Origin of the sequence: Dongia deserti (assembly GCF_003574735.1) — a bacterium.
GTDB classification, from domain to species: Bacteria; Pseudomonadota; Alphaproteobacteria; order Dongiales; family Dongiaceae; genus Dongia_A; species Dongia_A deserti.
On record NZ_QORW01000008.1, the window covers coordinates 100,459 to 115,673 of the forward strand.

A 15,215-nucleotide genomic window follows, 5' to 3' on the forward strand; every position below is an offset into this window, starting at 1 on the left:
CAATGATCTCCGCCGCTACGCGTGGCGATTGTGCCACGAGCCTCAGTGCAGCACTGTGAACTGGTTCACCGATGAAAGATGAAAGGAGAGAGTCAGCCTTGGCCACCGCAGCGCCGAAGCCGACGCCTGGCTGTATGCGGACTGGTATCATTCAGAGGCCCCGCAGAACTGGCCGGGCCATTCGTCGAACCCGCCACAGAAACTGGAGGCGAATGCCACTATGACTGTGAACGACGGCACTCAAGGATGATGTTGCCGAAGTGTCGTTTCTGCAGGAACGCCGCCTGAGCTTCTTTAGCTCTTGAAAGGGGAAAGGTCGCCGCCCGAAGCGGTTTCAGCTGCTTTGCCTCGATGGCTGCAACGAGTTCCGCGAATTCAGATGTAGTGCCATAGGAAGACCCTATGAGCTCGAGATGCTTGAGGTACAAAGTCCGAAGGTCCAGCGTGACGACAGGGCCGGCAATAGCCCCGCATGTCACGTAGCGACCGCCAGGGCGCAGCACCGAGAGCAGCTGCACGAAGTTCGGTCCGCCGGCGACATCGACCACGACATCAACTGGCCTGTCGCGCAGGACGTCGCGAATTGCCTTGTTCATCGCCGCAGCAGTTCGCGATACCGTATGTTCCGCACCGAGTGAAAGTGCGGAATTCTCCTTGCCATCGCCAACGATCGCGACTGTGCGTGCATCGCGAAGTGCAGCCCATTGCAGTACGGCTGAACCAACCCCGCCGGAAGCACCGGTTACAACGACCGTTTCCCCGCATGCTACCCTCGCTCGGTTGAGCATATGAAGCGCAGTCAAATAGGCGATCGGAAATGTCGCCAGGTCTTCAAAGGCCAAGTCAGTCTCGATCCTGTGCGCATTTGCGGATGGCACGACGCAATATTCGGCGTAGCCACCGTCCCGCTCCGAGCCGAGATAGTCCACATCCGTGGGATCCTCGGGGCCGAGGTTATAGAGCGTCGGATTGACGAGCACGCGGTGGCCGCGACGGGCGATGTCTACATCCGAGCCGACCGCGACGATGGTGCCCGCAATATCGGAACCTTGGATGCGAGGCAATCCTGGAGGCTGCCTCTTCCAGCCTGTCGCGGAGGCCGGGTCATCTTCGCTGCCGTAACCGCCGATGCGACGCATGATGTCCGAGTTATTGAGTCCGCAGGCACCGACCTGCACCAGCACTTCTTTCGGCCCAGGGCGAGGAACCGGCACCTGGACCAGTTCGAGTTGGTCAAGGTCGCCAACTCCGATTTGCCGAACGGCAAGCATCGTCTCCGGGATTGTCATCGGCGAGGCTCCCGTACGAAATGGTTCACGAGATCAGCAACGGTTTCGGGTGCGTCCTCCATAAGGAAGTGCCCGGCGTCCGGTACCAGATGCAAGCGTGCGCCAGGGATATCCTTGGCCAGGCGGTGCGCCCAGGAAACAGGTTGCCAGCGATCCTCCATTCCCCAGATAATTTGGACCGGGACATTGATGGCACCAAGACGGCCTGAAATTTCCTCCGTGTAGCGCGAGTCATAGTGGCTGACTTGATGCAGAAAGAAGGATGGTTGGCCAATCGCCCCGGTTATTGGCTCCAGATAGGCTTCGAGAACCTCACCCGACATTCGGCTTTCGTCATGAACCGCCATCTTGAGCTGCCGTGTCAGCAGCTCGCGCATCTCTCCAGCAGGCACAGCCGCGAATTTCTCGAGATGATCGGAGATGATCTTGCGCCAGGTTTCTGAGGGCCAGGAATCGTAGCTCACCGTATCAATGAGAGTTAGGCTCAACAGCCGTTCAGGGCGCGTCACCGCATAGCGGAGCGCAACCGCACCACCGATATCGTGCGCCACGAGATGCACGGTTTTCAGGTCCCAGCGGTCGAGCAGCGCCTCGAGCACGCGCCCCTGCGCAGCCACGGACGTGCCGTAAGCGGTGGGGCGCTCCGACTTTCCGTAACCCAGCAGGTCAAAGAGATGGACTTGACAGCCCGCTTCAACAAGGCGAGGCGTCACAGCTCGCCAGATCACCGCGTGGGCTGGCGTGCCGTGAATCAAGACCACGGGTGTTCCTTGGCCGTGGCGTCCAGTCGCGATCCGATGGCCGTCAACGACGACATGGTCATTCAAAACATTCTTCATTCGTGCCTCCAACGTTTCGAAGGAGCATGCCATCGGATATGCCATGACAGAAATGACATGTATTGGACAGCTGCATCGAGTTCTGTCATGATGACCCAATGAGACTGGATGTGGAATCGCTGCGGACGTTTCGAGCGGTCGTAGAAGCCGGCGGCGTGACGCGCGCAGCACAGCGCCTGAATCTCAGTCAATCTGCAGTGAGCTGGAAGCTCAAGCGCCTGGAGGAGCGGGTCGGTCGACCATTGACGGTGATTGACGCGCGGAAGATCGCCTTGACCGAAGATGGTCAAGCGCTTCTCAATCACGCCGTCAGGATCGTTGATGCTCATGATGAAGCAGTCGCGCGCTTCCAAGCCGCTGACCTCGCAGGTGAAGTGCGGGTCGGGATCACGGAAGACATGGCCGTCGATGGCATTGCGAAGGTAATTGGGCGCTTCTCGCGGCACTACCCGCATCTCGTTCTCAGTATGAGAATAGAGCAGAGTAGAAACCTTGCGCGCTGGCTGGCCGACGGAGAGATCGATGCCGCCATCATCCAGTTACGGGCCGATGAAGTGAGGAGTTCGGACATCGTCCTCACGAGAGACAAGCTGGTTTGGGTCGCCGCCAATGATGACTTGGGTCAAGCCAACCCGTTACCGCTGGTGACCTTCGGGCCGGATTGTTTCTACCGACCGTTCATGGTCAGAGCATTGCAACACGTGCGGCGATCAAACCGGATCGTGGTGCAGGCACCGAGTACGGCGGCGGTCAAAGCGGCGCTGTTGGCCGGGCTTGGCGTGGGGGTGCTCCGGAAACGGCAGCTCGTCGAGGTGCCGGATCTCCAGCCGCTCGGTAGCCTGACTGCGCCGCTGCCAGCGGTAGCGCAGGTCTTGCGATTTTCCGGGGACCTTCCTCGTCGCCTGGCTGGGCCGCTTAGGTCGGTCATCACTGAGCCAGCGCTGCTCGCCCATCTAACCTAGACCGAGCCCTTCGCCTGGGCGCTCTATGGCCCAATACAACGATAAGGCGCGCTGCAGAGGCAAAGTATCCAACAGGCGCCCGCCGCTTCGCTGGAACTGGCGGGGCTTGCTTTTTTCTGTTCAGGTCCGCGGTGCGAACGTCGATGGATCGACGGGCACCCGATCTGCATTCGCTGCGGCAAACGCCGGCCCTGGCACGATGGCGCATGGGCCTATATCGTGCGCCGGTGATGACACGGTATCTCATCCCGCGGGGATTGATCTCCGGCCCTGCCGCTGCGCGCGCGGTCGAGGCAGGCGTGGCGCTGCCATTGGCAGGCGGTCCGCTTGCTTTTGCCGCGGCTGAGACGATCGAGCGCCAGCAGGGCGAGAAAGGGCGCCGACGCCCGGTCGATCTGGCGATGGCCCGCGCGTTCGCGCCTGAGCTGGCTGAAGCCTTCACTGCGCCGCGCGCGCCCTGGGCCGGGTTCGATCTCAAGCGGCCGCTGATCATGGGCGTCATCAACGTGACGCCGGACAGCTTTTCCGACGGCGGCGACTTTGCGGAAGCGTCGAGTGCCATCGACCATGGGCGCGCCGTGCTGGCGGCCGGCGCCGACATCATCGACGTGGGCGGCGAATCTACGCGGCCGGGCGCGAAGCCGGTTGCACCGGGGGAAGAGGCCGCGCGCGTCCTGCCGGTCGTGCGTACGCTCGCCCATGCCGGCGCCGTGGTTTCGATCGATACGCGCCATGCCGCGGTGATGGATCAGGCCGTGCAGGCCGGCGCCTGGATCATCAATGACGTCACGGCCTTGACCGGCGATCCGGACAGCGCGCGGATCGCCGCCAAGTCAGGTGCCGCGATCGCGCTCATGCACATGCTGGGCGATCCGCAGACCATGCAGCAGGATCCACGCTATGCTGATGTGACGTGCGACCTGCTCGACTATTTCGCGGCACGGCTTTCGGCGCTCGAACAGCTCGGCATCGACCGCGCACGCATAGCGGTCGATCCCGGCATCGGGTTCGGCAAGAAGGACCACCACAACCTGAGGTTGCTGGACGAGCTGTCTGCGTTCCACATGTTCGGGTGCCCGGTCCTGCTCGGGACTTCGCGCAAGAGCTTCATCGGCCGCCTCAGCAAAGGTGAGCCGCCCAAGCAGCGCGTCGCCGGCACGCTCGCCGGGCACCAGATAGGCTTCGAGCGCGGTGTCCAGATCATCCGTGTGCACGATGTTGCGGAGGCGTTCCAGGCGCGCGCGATCTGGGCGGCGGCGGCAGGGCTGCACCCATGACCCCCGCGTTCTCCGTCGTGCTAGCGGCCTACAACCGTGGCCATCACATCGTCCCCACGATGAGATCCGTCCTCGATCAGAGCTTCCAGGACTTCGAGCTGATCGTTGTCGGTGATTGCTGCACGGATGACACTGAACGCGTGATCGGAGCATTCCGCTCGGAGCGCGTCACGTGGCTGAATCTTCCGCAACGATCGGGCAGTCAGGCCGGCCCCAACAATGCCGGCATCGAGCTCGCGCGTGGTCGCTATGTGGTCTATATCGGTCACGATGATGTCTGGGCACCCGACCACTTGGCGACCCTGCATCGCTGCTTCCTGGAGAATCCCGACGCGGCATTCGTGATCGCCGGATGCATCTACCATGGGCCGCCGGGCAGCGGCTTCTACATTGTAACCGGGATGTTCGAACCCCTTGACGACCAGGCCCCTCGCAAGCACTTCTTTCCGCCGTCATCGATTGCTCATCGGAGGGAGATCACGGCACGAATTGGTCCGTGGCGAAAGCCGGAGCAGGAGCGTGCACCGGTCGACGCGGAATTCTCGCTGCGCGCTTTCAGCGCTGGGCTGCGCTTCCATCCGACCGGTCAAATTACGGTCCACAAGTTCGCAGGCGGTCATCGCTATCTTTCCTACCTGCAGATGGACTCAAGCGAGCAGGTTCAGCTGCTGCGCATGATGTCCGAACCAAGCTTTCCGGCATTCGTTCGCGACATCGTGCAGCGATCGCGCGAGAGTGGCCGATACATGGTTGCGGCGCATCCCGACTATGCGCGCTATGCACCCGGCCAAATCACCGAAGCCAATCGCAAGAGCAAGGGGATTCTGCGTCCACCACTGCAAGCGCTGACTGCTGCGGCGCATCTTGAGCAGATGGATAATCCCGCCGCCATTGATTGGCAGCCGCTCAAGACGGACCGGCACCAGCCGTACCGGTGGTCCGGCCCGAATCCGCGGCCGAAACTGCTGCTGCCCTTCACCTCGCCGCGCAGGGTGGATATTCGCTTCGATATTCTCGGCATGAACGAAGATGCTTTGAATTGCCTTCATGTGCGGATGAATGACCGGCCAGTCAAGTTTGAGATGACGAGGCGTCCCGGCATGCCTGGTGCGTCGGTGATATGCTGCAGAACCCGGCTTCGCCGCGATGACTATTCGATCGTCGAGTTCGACCTGACCGGTGGAATGGCGCTCGATGTTCTCGTAAGGAACGTAACGGGGGTGCCGCCCCGCATGGCGCTCGGCTCGGTGTCGCTTGCCCCCGTAAGCTGGATCTCAGCGATTTGGCCGAACCGACCGCCACAGCGTGGCGCGATCTCGCAATCTGCGTAGGCGAGCGCGGAGGTGATGTAATATGCAAGGATCGGTGGGCTAACCAAACATTAAGCTTGTAGATCTTGAATGATGCGATTGACGGGAGCGGCTCGTGGCATTCCTTTATCTTGCATTTGTAGCAATCATAGCGATGGGCGGCCTTGCACTTCTCCGCAGGCGCCGACCGTCGGCGCCGCAGGTTGATACCGATTCCGCCGAATACTTTCGCGAGCAGTGCCAGCGCCTGCTCGAGACCAACAAGCTGGATGAGCTGATCGCCTACGCGCGCGAACGCATCGCCAAGCGGCCGAACCACACCTATGCGCACTGGTATCTCGCCCGCGCCCTCTATCTGCAGCAGAAGTGGACCGAGGCGCTGCGCGCCTTCAACGAGGTCGCCCGCCTCGACCCGAGTTGGATCGAGGACAGCGTGACCCCCTATGTGCGCGCCATCGAGGCCAAGCTGCGCCCCCGGGAGATGCCTATCAGCTCCGACACACCGGAGCAGCCACGCACGTTGCATTGATTGCGTGGGAGGGCGGACTATCAGTAGGGAAGCATCGCGGGAGACAAGGCGGGGTGTTGGATAACGTCGCGGAGCCTGCAACAACGGCAGCAGAGCTATCGAACATTCGGTTGCTGCTGATCGCGATTCTCATTGTGGTGGTTCTTTCTGCGTGCCTAGGCGTCCTCAGATTTGCCGCTCACAGTCTGAGACCTCTGTTCTCGATGTGGGAAGATTTCTTCCAGCACGAAGCGAAGCGTCTGCTCGATAGCGACGATATTGGTGAATTGATTCGCTTTGCCCAGGACAAACTGAACAGGCGGCCGAATCACGTCTATGCACACTGGTATCTCGCCCGCGCATATTACTTGCAGGAGAAGTGGGCTGAATCGCTGGCTGAGTTTCGCGAGGTAGCGCGGCTCGATCCGACCTGGATCGAGGATCACGTGAAGCCCTACGTCAGCGCTATCGAACGCAAGACCGCCGACGAGACGATCCACTAGGCGCCGCTTGCAATCTCGCCGACCAGACTGCCGACGGCGGCCATCATGCCCTCGGACGCGGCGAATCCGGTCGCACCCAGCTTGCCAAGCGCCCTGGTTTCTGAAGGCGAAAGCTCTGTCCACGGCATCGCCTTTTGCTGCAGCCGGATCGCAGATGATGCGGGACCGAGCGGCTGCTCCAGTTGCTGGCGCAGCGTCGCGAGTTCGCGGTCCCTGATGCTCCTCAGGCGATCCAGAACCTGCTCCGTTGCCCACAGCTGCGAACGGTCGTCCAGCTCCGAGGGGCCGCCTTCGTTGGCGAAGACCTCGTCGCACTGCGCATGATAGCGCGCCCAGATTTCGTTTTCGCAGGTGGCCTTGGCCGTGTGTTGTGTGGGCGACGCATGACGCTCATCTTCCAGCGCTCCGTCGAGAGCGTCCGCAGCCGCCAGCTTGATCATCGCATCCAGCGCGGCATTGATCTCCGGCCAGGTCATCTGCCCGGTTCCGACGAGGGCCGCCAGCTTCACCGCGTCGTCGAACGGTAGGCGCGCCAGGAGGTCGGTGCTGGTGCGCGGCAGGCCGGTTTCCGTCCATTCCAGGTAGCGCCTCCGCCAGGCAATCGCCGCATTCGGGCCGGCAAAATCTGCCGCGCCAGGAAGGCTGGATCTCGACGCGCGCGGGTCCGCGCCCACTTCCTTTCGCCTCGTTTCTGTTGACTGAAATCCTACTTTTTCAATGCTTTGTAGGAATAGCCTTCGCATGCTGTCTGGAGCGGACGCGAGTTGGAGCGGGCTGCATCCTGGCATTTTTGTTCCCCTTTTATGCGATCCTCAGGAGCATCGGCGCAAGGAACATGCCAGTGGAGCGGGCGCTTGGCGTGGTGCCGCAATTCCGCCATAACGGCCCTTAGAATCGAACCTGTCACAGGGGAGTCGCGAAAGCCACATGGCGCGCAAATTGTTCGGGACGGACGGGGTCAGGGGGCAGGCCAACAGCGAGCCGATCACGGCGGTTACGGCGCTGAAGCTGGCGCTGGCGGCTGGCGCGCACTTCCGGCGCGGCGATCATCGCCACCGCGTCATCATCGGCAAGGATACGCGCCTCTCCGGCTACATGCTGGAGACGGCGCTCACCTCGGGCTTCCTCTCCATGGGCATGGATGTGATGCTGCTCGGGCCGCTGCCGACGCCGGCCATCGCCATGCTGACGCGCGTCATGCGCGGCGATCTCGGCGTCATGATCTCCGCATCGCACAATCCGTACGAGGACAACGGCATCAAGCTGTTCGGGCCCGACGGCTACAAGCTCTCGGATGCGATCGAGCTGGAGATCGAGCGGCGCATGGAGAGCAACGATTTCTCGAAGACGCTCTCGCCGTCCTCCGAGCTCGGCCGCGCCAAGCGCATCGACGACGCGCAGGGCCGCTACATCGAGTTCGTTAAATCATCCTTCCCGAAGGGACGCGATCTCAGCGGCCTCAAGATCGTGGTCGATTGCGCCAACGGCGCCGCCTACAAGGTCGCACCGACCGTCCTGTGGGAGTTGGGGGCCGAGGTCGTCGCCGTCGCGTGCGAGCCGAACGGCATCAACATCAACAAGCAGTGCGGCGCCGTCCATCCGCAGACCATGCAGAGCCAGGTGGTGGCGCATGGCGCGGACCTCGGCATCGCGCTTGACGGCGATGCCGATCGCCTGATCATCGCCGACGAGAAGGGCGAGGTCCTGGACGGCGACCAGCTGATGGCGTTGATCGCGCTCTCCTGGCACGCGAGTGAGCGGCTGAAGGCCGGAGGGATCTGCGCGACGGTGATGTCCAATCTCGGGCTCGAGCGCGTGCTGGCGGGGCAGGGGCTGAAGCTCTGGCGCGCGCCCGTTGGCGACCGCTACGTGCTCGAAGAGATGCGCAAGACCGGCTGCAACGTCGGCGGCGAGCAATCGGGCCACATCATTCTCAGTGATTTTGCCACGACGGGTGATGGCCTGCTGGCGGCGCTGCAGGTGCTCGCCGTGCTCGCGGAACGGCAGCGGCCCTTGAGCGAAGTCGGCCGCGTGTTCACGCCGCTGCCGCAGATCCTGAAGAGCGTGCGCTTCAATGCCAGCGGCGGACAGCCGCTCGAAGACGCGGCCGTCAAGGCCGCAATCGCTTCCGCCGAGGCTGCGCTCAATGGCAAGGGCCGCCTGCTGATCCGCAAGTCGGGCACCGAGCCCTTGATCCGCGTCATGGGCGAGGGCGAGGACGAAGCGCTGGTCGCGCGTATCGTTGCGGACATCGTCGCGGCGGTGCAGGCGGCCGCTTAGCGGCAAGAAGACAGCCAGCGCGTGCCACTTCCGCGGTGATCAGATCACCCGCGACGCGATCGCAAAGCCTATGCGCATGGGATGAGGGGTTTGCACCTTTCGACCGGGAAGAGTTTCTCCCCGTCACGGCCGGCTGGGCCGACCGTCCACGAGCGTCTGCGCGGTTAAACTCGTGGACGCCCGGACACAAGGTCCGGGCATGACGGGGAGAGGGCGGCACGCCGTGGGCTGAACAAGCGCACCGCCCAAGCGCTAGAAAATCGATCCGCTGTCAGGCTTGTAGATCACGTCGGCCAGTGTCGCATTGGTGACGCCCTCAAGGATTGCGAGCGTCACGAAGCCGTCTCCGCCGCCGTCCTTGTCGAACTGCACCAGCGTGTCGCCGTTGTTGACGTAGAGGCGCAGGTATCCATCACCTGTCACATCCTCCGATGCGACGTCGAAATCGTCGAACAGGTCGTAGAGGTCGAGCTTGTCCTTGCCGACCTCGAATCCTTGGATCAGGTCCCCGCCAATCGTGTTGAGGTCCGCCGGCACGTCCAGTGTGTAGCGGAAGAGGTCGTTGCCCGCGCCGCCATTGAGCGTGTCGACACCGAGGCCGCCCTCGAGCACGTCGTCCCCGTCACCGCCGTTTAGAATGTCCGCCCCTGCATCGCCAAGCAGCCGATCGGCGCCCTTGCCGCCGTTCAGGACATCGGCGCCAGTGTAGCCGATGATGGTGTTGTTGAGATCGTTGCCATTGATGGTCACAGCGCCCTGGGAAACGAGCACATGCTCGACATTGGCGGCCAGATCGAGGCTGACGCTCGTAATGATGAGATCGATCCCGCCGCCTGCGTTCTCCTGGATCACGTCGCCGATGTCATCTACGTAATAGGTGTCGTCGCCGGCGCCTCCGATCATCACATCGTTGCCGGCCCCGCCGGTCAGCGCGTCGTTGCCCGCGCCGCCGTTCAAGATGTCGTTGCCCTCGTCTCCGATAAGAATGTCGTGCCCGATGCCACCAATCACTAGATCGTTGCCCGCACCGCCGGCGATGAGGTCGTTGCCGGCCTGGCCGTCGAGCTTGTCGTTGCCGCCGCCGCCGCTAATGACATTGTTGAGCGCGTTGCCGGTTCCGATCGCATCGACGCTGCCGATTTCGAAGACTAGAGCCTCGATGTTTGCCCCGAGCGTGTAGCTGGCAAGCGTGGTGGAGACCGTGTCGTAGCCCTCGCTGGTGTTCTCGATCACTGTGTCGCCCGCATGGTCTACGTAATAGACATCGTCGCCTTTGCCACCGCGCATGGTGTCCTTGCCGGTGCCGCCATACAGCCAGTCGGCGCCATCGCCGCCGATCAGCGAGTCGTTGCCGGTGCCGCCGTCGAGCGTGTCGTTGCCGCCGCCGCCGTTGAGCGTGTCATTGCCGGCGAGGCCGAAGAGCTCACTCTCGCCGCTGTTGCCGGTGATGACGTTGTTGAGCTCGTTACCGGTCCCCTGGAGGAAGCTGGCGCCGACCAGAGTCAGGTTCTCGACATTGGCGCCGAGCGTATAGCTGGCGATCGCCACGACCTCGTCGATGCCGCCGTTTGCCTCCTCCTCGATCGTGTCGCTGCCATCGACGTTCAGATAGCGGTCATTGCCGGCACCACCCTTCAGCGTGTCGTTGCCGATGCCGCCGTCGAGCGTGTCGTTGCCGGCGCCGCCCTCCAGCGTATCGCTACCGGCGCCGCCGGTAATGCTGTTGCTGAGCTTGTTGCCCTTGATCGCGAGACTACCGTTCCCCAAGACCTCCACGTTCTCGACGTTGACGCTGTTCGTTTCGAGATTGAAGTTGATGGTCGTGCGGATCGTGTCTATGCCCTGGCCGGCCAGCTCGATCACCTTGTCGTTTTCGTCGTCGACATAATAGATGTCGTTGCCGGCGCCGCCGCGCATCTCGTCAGCACCCGCGCCGCCCTCGAGCAGGTCGTTGCCGGTACCGCCCTCCAGCAGGTCGTTCCCGGCGTCGCCATAGAGCGTATCGTTGCCGGTTCCGCCAAGCAGCGTGTCGTTGCCAGCGGCGCCTTCCACAGTGTCGTTTCCGGCGCTGCCGTCGAGCTTGTTATTGCCACCGTTGCCGCTGATGAAGTTGTCGAGCGCGTTGCCGGTGCCGCTGAGGGCGCCGTCCAGCAGATACAACGCTTCGAGATTGGCGCCCAAAGTATAGCTGATCGTACTGAAGACCATATCGTAGCCTTCTTTGGCCTTCTCGACGACCACGTCCTTGATACTGTCTACGAAGTAAGTGTCGCCACCCTTGCCGCCGACCATCCGGTCGTTGCCGGTGCCACCATCCAGCGTGTCGTCGCCCAGGCCGCCAGAGAGCGTGTCGTTGCCGGTGCCGCCTTCGAGCTCGTTATTGCCGCTGTTGCCGGTGATGACGTTGGCGAGCGCGTTGCCAGTGCCGTTGATGTTACCGGTTCCTGTCAGCGTCAGCTTTTCGATGTTCGCCAGGGCGGCGAGGGACCAGGTCACCGCGCTGCGGATTTCGTCGATTCCGGCATTCGCATCTTCTAAAACCACGTCGTCGGCGCTGTCGACGACGTAGATGTCGTTGCCGATCCCGCCATACAACGTGTCATTGCCGGTGCCGCCGTCCAGAGTGTCGTTGCCGTCTTCGCCTTCGAGCTGATCGTCATCGCCGCCGCCGGTCAGCGCGTCATTGCCGCCGCCGCCATAGAGGAAGTCATGGCCAAGATCGCCATGCAGGGTGTCATTGCCGGCGTCGCCGTGCAGGAGATCTCGGCCTTCGCCACCCAGCAGAGTGTCGTTCCCATCTCCGCCAAACAAGTAATCGTCGCCATTCTCGCCCTTCAGCGCGTCATTGCCGCTCTCGCCCGCAAGTCCGTCATTCCCGAATCCTCCTGAGATAACGTCGTTGCCGGCGCGCCCATACAGTTGGTTATCGCCGTTGTTGCCAAGTATGATGTTTGCGCCTGCATTGCCAAATCCCTTGAGATTGGCATTTCCGTCCAGATACAGGTTCTCGATATTGGCATAGGCCTTGTTGGTGAGGTCGATGTCGATCACGGCCAGGATACCATCGTTCCCTTGGCCCGCCGCCTCGATCACTTTGTCTCCGATGCTGTCGACGTAATACAGATCGTTTCCGAGACCGCCGGTCATGACGTCATTGCCCGCGCCGCCAGCAAGGACGTCGTGGCCGGCACCGCCGATCAGCGTGTCGTCGCCCGCGCCGCCTGCAAGCTCGTCGTCGCCCCCTTTGCCGTTAAGGAGGTTCTCGTCATCGTTGCCTTGCATCTGGTTGCGCAGTTCGTTGCCGATGCCGGTCGCGGCGCCGGCCAGGGAAAGGAAGAGAATGTTTTCGACGTTCGCGCCGAGGGTGTAGCTCGAGGAATTTGTGATGATGGTATCGAGGCCCTGGTTGGCAACCTCGATCACCTTGTCGCCTTTGTCGTCGACATAGTAGGTGTCGTTGCCCGTGCCGCCGATCATCACGTCAGCACCGAGGCCGCCGCGCAGCGTGTCGTTGCCGTCGCCGCCATTCAGCGTGTCGTCACCGTCCTCGCCCCTCAGGTTGTTGTTTCCGGAGTTACCGATGATCACGTTGTTGAGAGCATTGCCGTAACCGTCGACATTCTTGTCCTGGATCAGCGTGAGGTTTTCGATGTTCTCGAAACCTGCAGCGCTGAGGTCGGTTGTCGCGTTGTTGATGATGGTGTCGGTACCTTCGCCGGCGATCTCTTCAATCGTATTGCTGGCTGTTCCGTTTGCCAGGAAATACCGATCATTGCCCTCGCCGCCGACCAGCGTGTTGGTCCCGAAGCCGCCGTCCAGGTAATCGTCCCCGCTGCCGCCGGAAAGGATATCGGTCCCGTCTTCGCCGAACAGGCGGTCATTGCCTATATCGCCGTCGATCACGTCATTGCCGAGCCCGCCGTGCAGTTCGTCATTGCCTTCCTCGCCGAACAAGAAGTCGTTGTGGTGTCCCCCGGACGCCGTGTCGTTGCCGAGTCCAGAAAAGATAAAGTCGTCGCCGTCGCCGCCATCCAGCACGTCGTCACCAGTGTCACCTCGCAGATCGTCCTTTCCTTCGCCGCCGAATAACCTGTCGTTCCCGGCATTGCCGGTCAGTTTGTTGTCGCCCGAATTTCCCTCGATGACGTTGTTGAGGGCATTGCCGACGCCCGTGATGTTGGCGCTGCCGTGCAGCCTCAGGTTTTCGACATTGGCGCCCTTTAGAAGGAGGTTGAAGCTGATTTCCGCATGGACCAGATCGGTGCCTTTACCGGCCGATTCCACGACTTGATCGTCCTCACTGTCGACGTAGTAGCCGTCGTTACCCTTGCCGCCGGTCATGATGTCGTCGCCGTCACCGCCGTCGAGATAGTCGTCGCCGTTGCCGCCCAGCAACGTGTCATTACCGTCGCCCCCGTACAGGTCGTCGTGGCCGTCACCGCCCTCGAGCTTGTTATTGCCGACGCCGCCGGCAATCACATTGTTGAGCGCGTTGCCTGCGCCATTGATGTCGCCACCTCCAAGCTCAAGGCGTTCGAGGCTGCCACCCAGCACATAGCTGATGCTGCTGTAGACGAAGTCGATGCCTTCGCCGGGCTTCTCGGTCACGACATCCGTCGCGCTGTCGACGAAGTAGGTGTCGCTGCCCTTGCCGCCGATCATGACATCGCTGCCCGCGCCGCCGTCGAGAACGTCGTGTCCGTCGCCGCCGAGCAGCGTGTCGTTTCCCTCGCGTCCACTGAGCGTGTTGTCGCCGGCATTGCCCTTGAGGATGTTGTTCAGCGCGTTGCCGAAGGCATTGATGTGGCCGCTGCCGATGAGCGTGGCGTTCTCAATATCCGCGACATGGAACGCCTTCAGCTTGCCGCTGAAAGTGACGTATCCGACTTCGTTGAGGTCGATCGTCTTGCTCGAGAGAACCTCGTCGGTGCCTTCGCCGGCCTCCTCGACGATGGAATCGTCACTGGTCAGGTAGTAGATATCGTTGCCCTTGCCGCCCACCAGAGTGTCGGCGTTGGCCCCACCATCAAGCGTGTCGTTGCCGAGACCGCCAGTCAGCGTATCATTGCCGTCGCCGCCAGCTAGGCTGTCGTTGCCGTCGCCGCCATCGATCTTGTTGTCGTAACTATTGCCTTCAATGTAATTGTTAAGCGCATTCCCGGTGCCGGTGAGGTCGCCGACGCCGATCAGATAGAGATTCTCAACGTTCGCGCCGCTGACCGACAGGTCGAACGAAATATATGATCCGACCTCGTCGATTCCCTGACCGGCGGCTTCGACAAGCTGATCGTCGGCGCTGTCGACGAAGTAGTCGTCGTTTCCGGCGCCGCCTTGCATGATGTTGGCGCCGCCCGTGCCATACATCACGTCGTCGCCTGCGCCGCCTTGCAGCAGGTTCAGTCCCGCGCCACCCTCCAGGTAGTCGTCGCCGTCGCCGCCGATCAGCGTGTCATTGCCGAGGCCGCCGCCGAGAATGTCACGGCCCGCTCGGCCCTCCAATTTGTTGGCGAGACTGTTGCCGATTAGGATGTTGTGGCTTGCGTTGCCGGTGCCGTTGAGCGCGCCGCCCATCAACTCGAGCTTCTCGACGTTGGCGGGGAGAGTAAGGGAGATCGAGCTGACGATGGTATTCAGCAAGCCCTTGTTCGCGAGTTCGGTAACCAGGTCGCCGACATGGTCGACAAAGTAGAGGTCGTTGCCATCGCCCCCCGCCATCTTGTCAGCGCCGGTCAGGCCGTTAACGACATCGTCGCTATTTGTGCCGACCAGGATGTCGTTGGCGGCGGTTCCAGTCATGGTGGCCATGGTCACGGTCTCCACAGATTCGAGGCGGCAGCAAACGATCCGCGCGGGCCACCGGCTACCACGGTTGACACACGTGAAAGTAGCGGGAAGACTTTGGTTCGCTTACCTCGGCCAATGTCCCAGGTTATGCGGCTAAGCTTCCCACGATTTGTTGTGGCTTGCGCAATTATTGCCGCTGTTCAGGCGCGAGGCGGCGATTTATTGGTGCACCACCACAAAGTCAACCTCGGAATTATGATGTTTGTCACAAACTAGAGGCGCCTTATTGCCCGAGGGAGCTATTCCCGAGGGATTCCCGATGGTTGCGGCAGCTCTCAAAAATTCATCAAAAGCGTTTTGATATCCTCAACCATAGCGGATTCGCGCGGAAAGGGCCGCGCCCCCGCAGGGAATCTGAGTCGCGACGATCCTCTGCGAACCTGGAGCGGTGCGCTCCGGCGAT

General features: G+C 62.0%; 10 protein-coding genes. 6 read left to right on the forward strand and 4 right to left on the reverse strand.

Annotated features, from left to right (window positions below; all coding sequences use genetic code 11):
* Window positions 1–218: 218 nt before the first annotated feature.
* Both DTX69_RS14130 and DTX69_RS14135 read right to left on the reverse strand, forming a co-directional pair.
* On the reverse strand, window positions 219–1,289 hold the full coding sequence (locus tag DTX69_RS14130; RefSeq protein ID WP_119302187.1) for a zinc-binding dehydrogenase: 1,071 nt from the start codon (window positions 1,287–1,289) through the stop codon (window positions 219–221).
* Window positions 1,286–2,128, reverse strand: a complete 843-nt coding sequence (locus DTX69_RS14135; RefSeq protein ID WP_119302346.1) for an alpha/beta fold hydrolase — start codon at window positions 2,126–2,128, stop codon at window positions 1,286–1,288. The genes DTX69_RS14130 and DTX69_RS14135 overlap by 4 nt, the downstream gene beginning before the upstream one ends.
* Window positions 2,129–2,226: 98 nt before the next feature.
* Here DTX69_RS14135 and DTX69_RS14140 point away from each other — a divergent pair, with 98 nt between their 5' ends.
* The 5 genes from DTX69_RS14140 (at window position 2,227) to DTX69_RS14160 (ending at window position 6,688) form a co-directional block, all read left to right on the forward strand.
* Window positions 2,227–3,090: a LysR family transcriptional regulator gene (locus DTX69_RS14140; protein ID WP_119302188.1), complete on the forward strand. Its 864-nt coding sequence runs from the start codon at window positions 2,227–2,229 to the stop codon at window positions 3,088–3,090.
* A 143-nt stretch (window positions 3,091–3,233) separates the two neighbouring features.
* On the forward strand, window positions 3,234–4,367 hold the full coding sequence (gene folP / locus DTX69_RS14145; RefSeq protein ID WP_284735765.1) for a dihydropteroate synthase: 1,134 nt from the start codon (window positions 3,234–3,236) through the stop codon (window positions 4,365–4,367).
* Window positions 4,368–4,426: 59 nt separating this feature from the next.
* Window positions 4,427–5,698, forward strand: coding sequence for a glycosyltransferase family 2 protein (locus DTX69_RS14150; protein ID WP_284735793.1), 1,272 nt, complete (start codon window positions 4,427–4,429; stop codon window positions 5,696–5,698).
* A gap of 94 nt (window positions 5,699–5,792) precedes the next feature.
* Entirely contained in the window at window positions 5,793–6,206 is a 414-nt protein-coding gene (locus DTX69_RS14155) for a tetratricopeptide repeat protein (RefSeq protein WP_162917168.1), read from the forward strand.
* 53 nt (window positions 6,207–6,259) lie between these two features.
* Window positions 6,260–6,688 carry a tetratricopeptide repeat protein gene (locus DTX69_RS14160; RefSeq protein ID WP_162917169.1) on the forward strand — a complete coding sequence of 143 codons (429 nt, stop codon included), beginning with the start codon at window positions 6,260–6,262 and terminating at the stop codon, window positions 6,686–6,688.
* Here the strand turns inward: DTX69_RS14160 and DTX69_RS14165 are convergent.
* Window positions 6,685–7,362 (reverse strand): hypothetical protein, encoded by a 678-nt coding sequence (locus DTX69_RS14165; RefSeq protein ID WP_119302192.1) that lies wholly within the window; start codon window positions 7,360–7,362, stop codon window positions 6,685–6,687. The genes DTX69_RS14160 and DTX69_RS14165 overlap by 4 nt on opposite strands.
* 253 nt (window positions 7,363–7,615) lie before the next feature.
* Here DTX69_RS14165 and glmM point away from each other — a divergent pair, with 253 nt between their 5' ends.
* Window positions 7,616–8,968 carry a phosphoglucosamine mutase gene (gene glmM / locus DTX69_RS14170; RefSeq protein ID WP_119302193.1) on the forward strand — a complete coding sequence of 451 codons (1,353 nt, stop codon included), beginning with the start codon at window positions 7,616–7,618 and terminating at the stop codon, window positions 8,966–8,968.
* A 252-nt stretch (window positions 8,969–9,220) separates the two neighbouring features.
* Here glmM and DTX69_RS14175 read toward each other — a convergent pair whose 3' ends face one another.
* Entirely contained in the window at window positions 9,221–14,773 is a 5,553-nt protein-coding gene (locus tag DTX69_RS14175; RefSeq protein WP_162917170.1) for a beta strand repeat-containing protein, read from the reverse strand.
* Between the last annotated feature and the right edge of the window lie 442 nt (window positions 14,774–15,215).

Excerpts from the sequence above, each read along its gene's own strand:
- folP (WP_284735765.1), top strand. The coding sequence starts at position 3,234 with ATGGATCGACGGGCACCCGATCTGCATTCGCTGCGGCAAACGCCGGCC.
- glmM (WP_119302193.1), top strand. The coding sequence starts at position 7,616 with ATGGCGCGCAAATTGTTCGGGACGGACGGGGTCAGGGGGCAGGCCAAC.
- DTX69_RS14140 (WP_119302188.1), top strand. The coding sequence starts at position 2,227 with ATGAGACTGGATGTGGAATCGCTGCGGACGTTTCGAGCGGTCGTAGAA.
- DTX69_RS14130 (WP_119302187.1), bottom strand. The coding sequence starts at position 1,289 with ATGACAATCCCGGAGACGATGCTTGCCGTTCGGCAAATCGGAGTTGGC.
- DTX69_RS14175 (WP_162917170.1), bottom strand. The coding sequence starts at position 14,773 with ATGGCCACCATGACTGGAACCGCCGCCAACGACATCCTGGTCGGCACA.
- DTX69_RS14150 (WP_284735793.1), top strand. The coding sequence starts at position 4,427 with ATGAGATCCGTCCTCGATCAGAGCTTCCAGGACTTCGAGCTGATCGTT.
- DTX69_RS14135 (WP_119302346.1), bottom strand. The coding sequence starts at position 2,128 with ATGAAGAATGTTTTGAATGACCATGTCGTCGTTGACGGCCATCGGATC.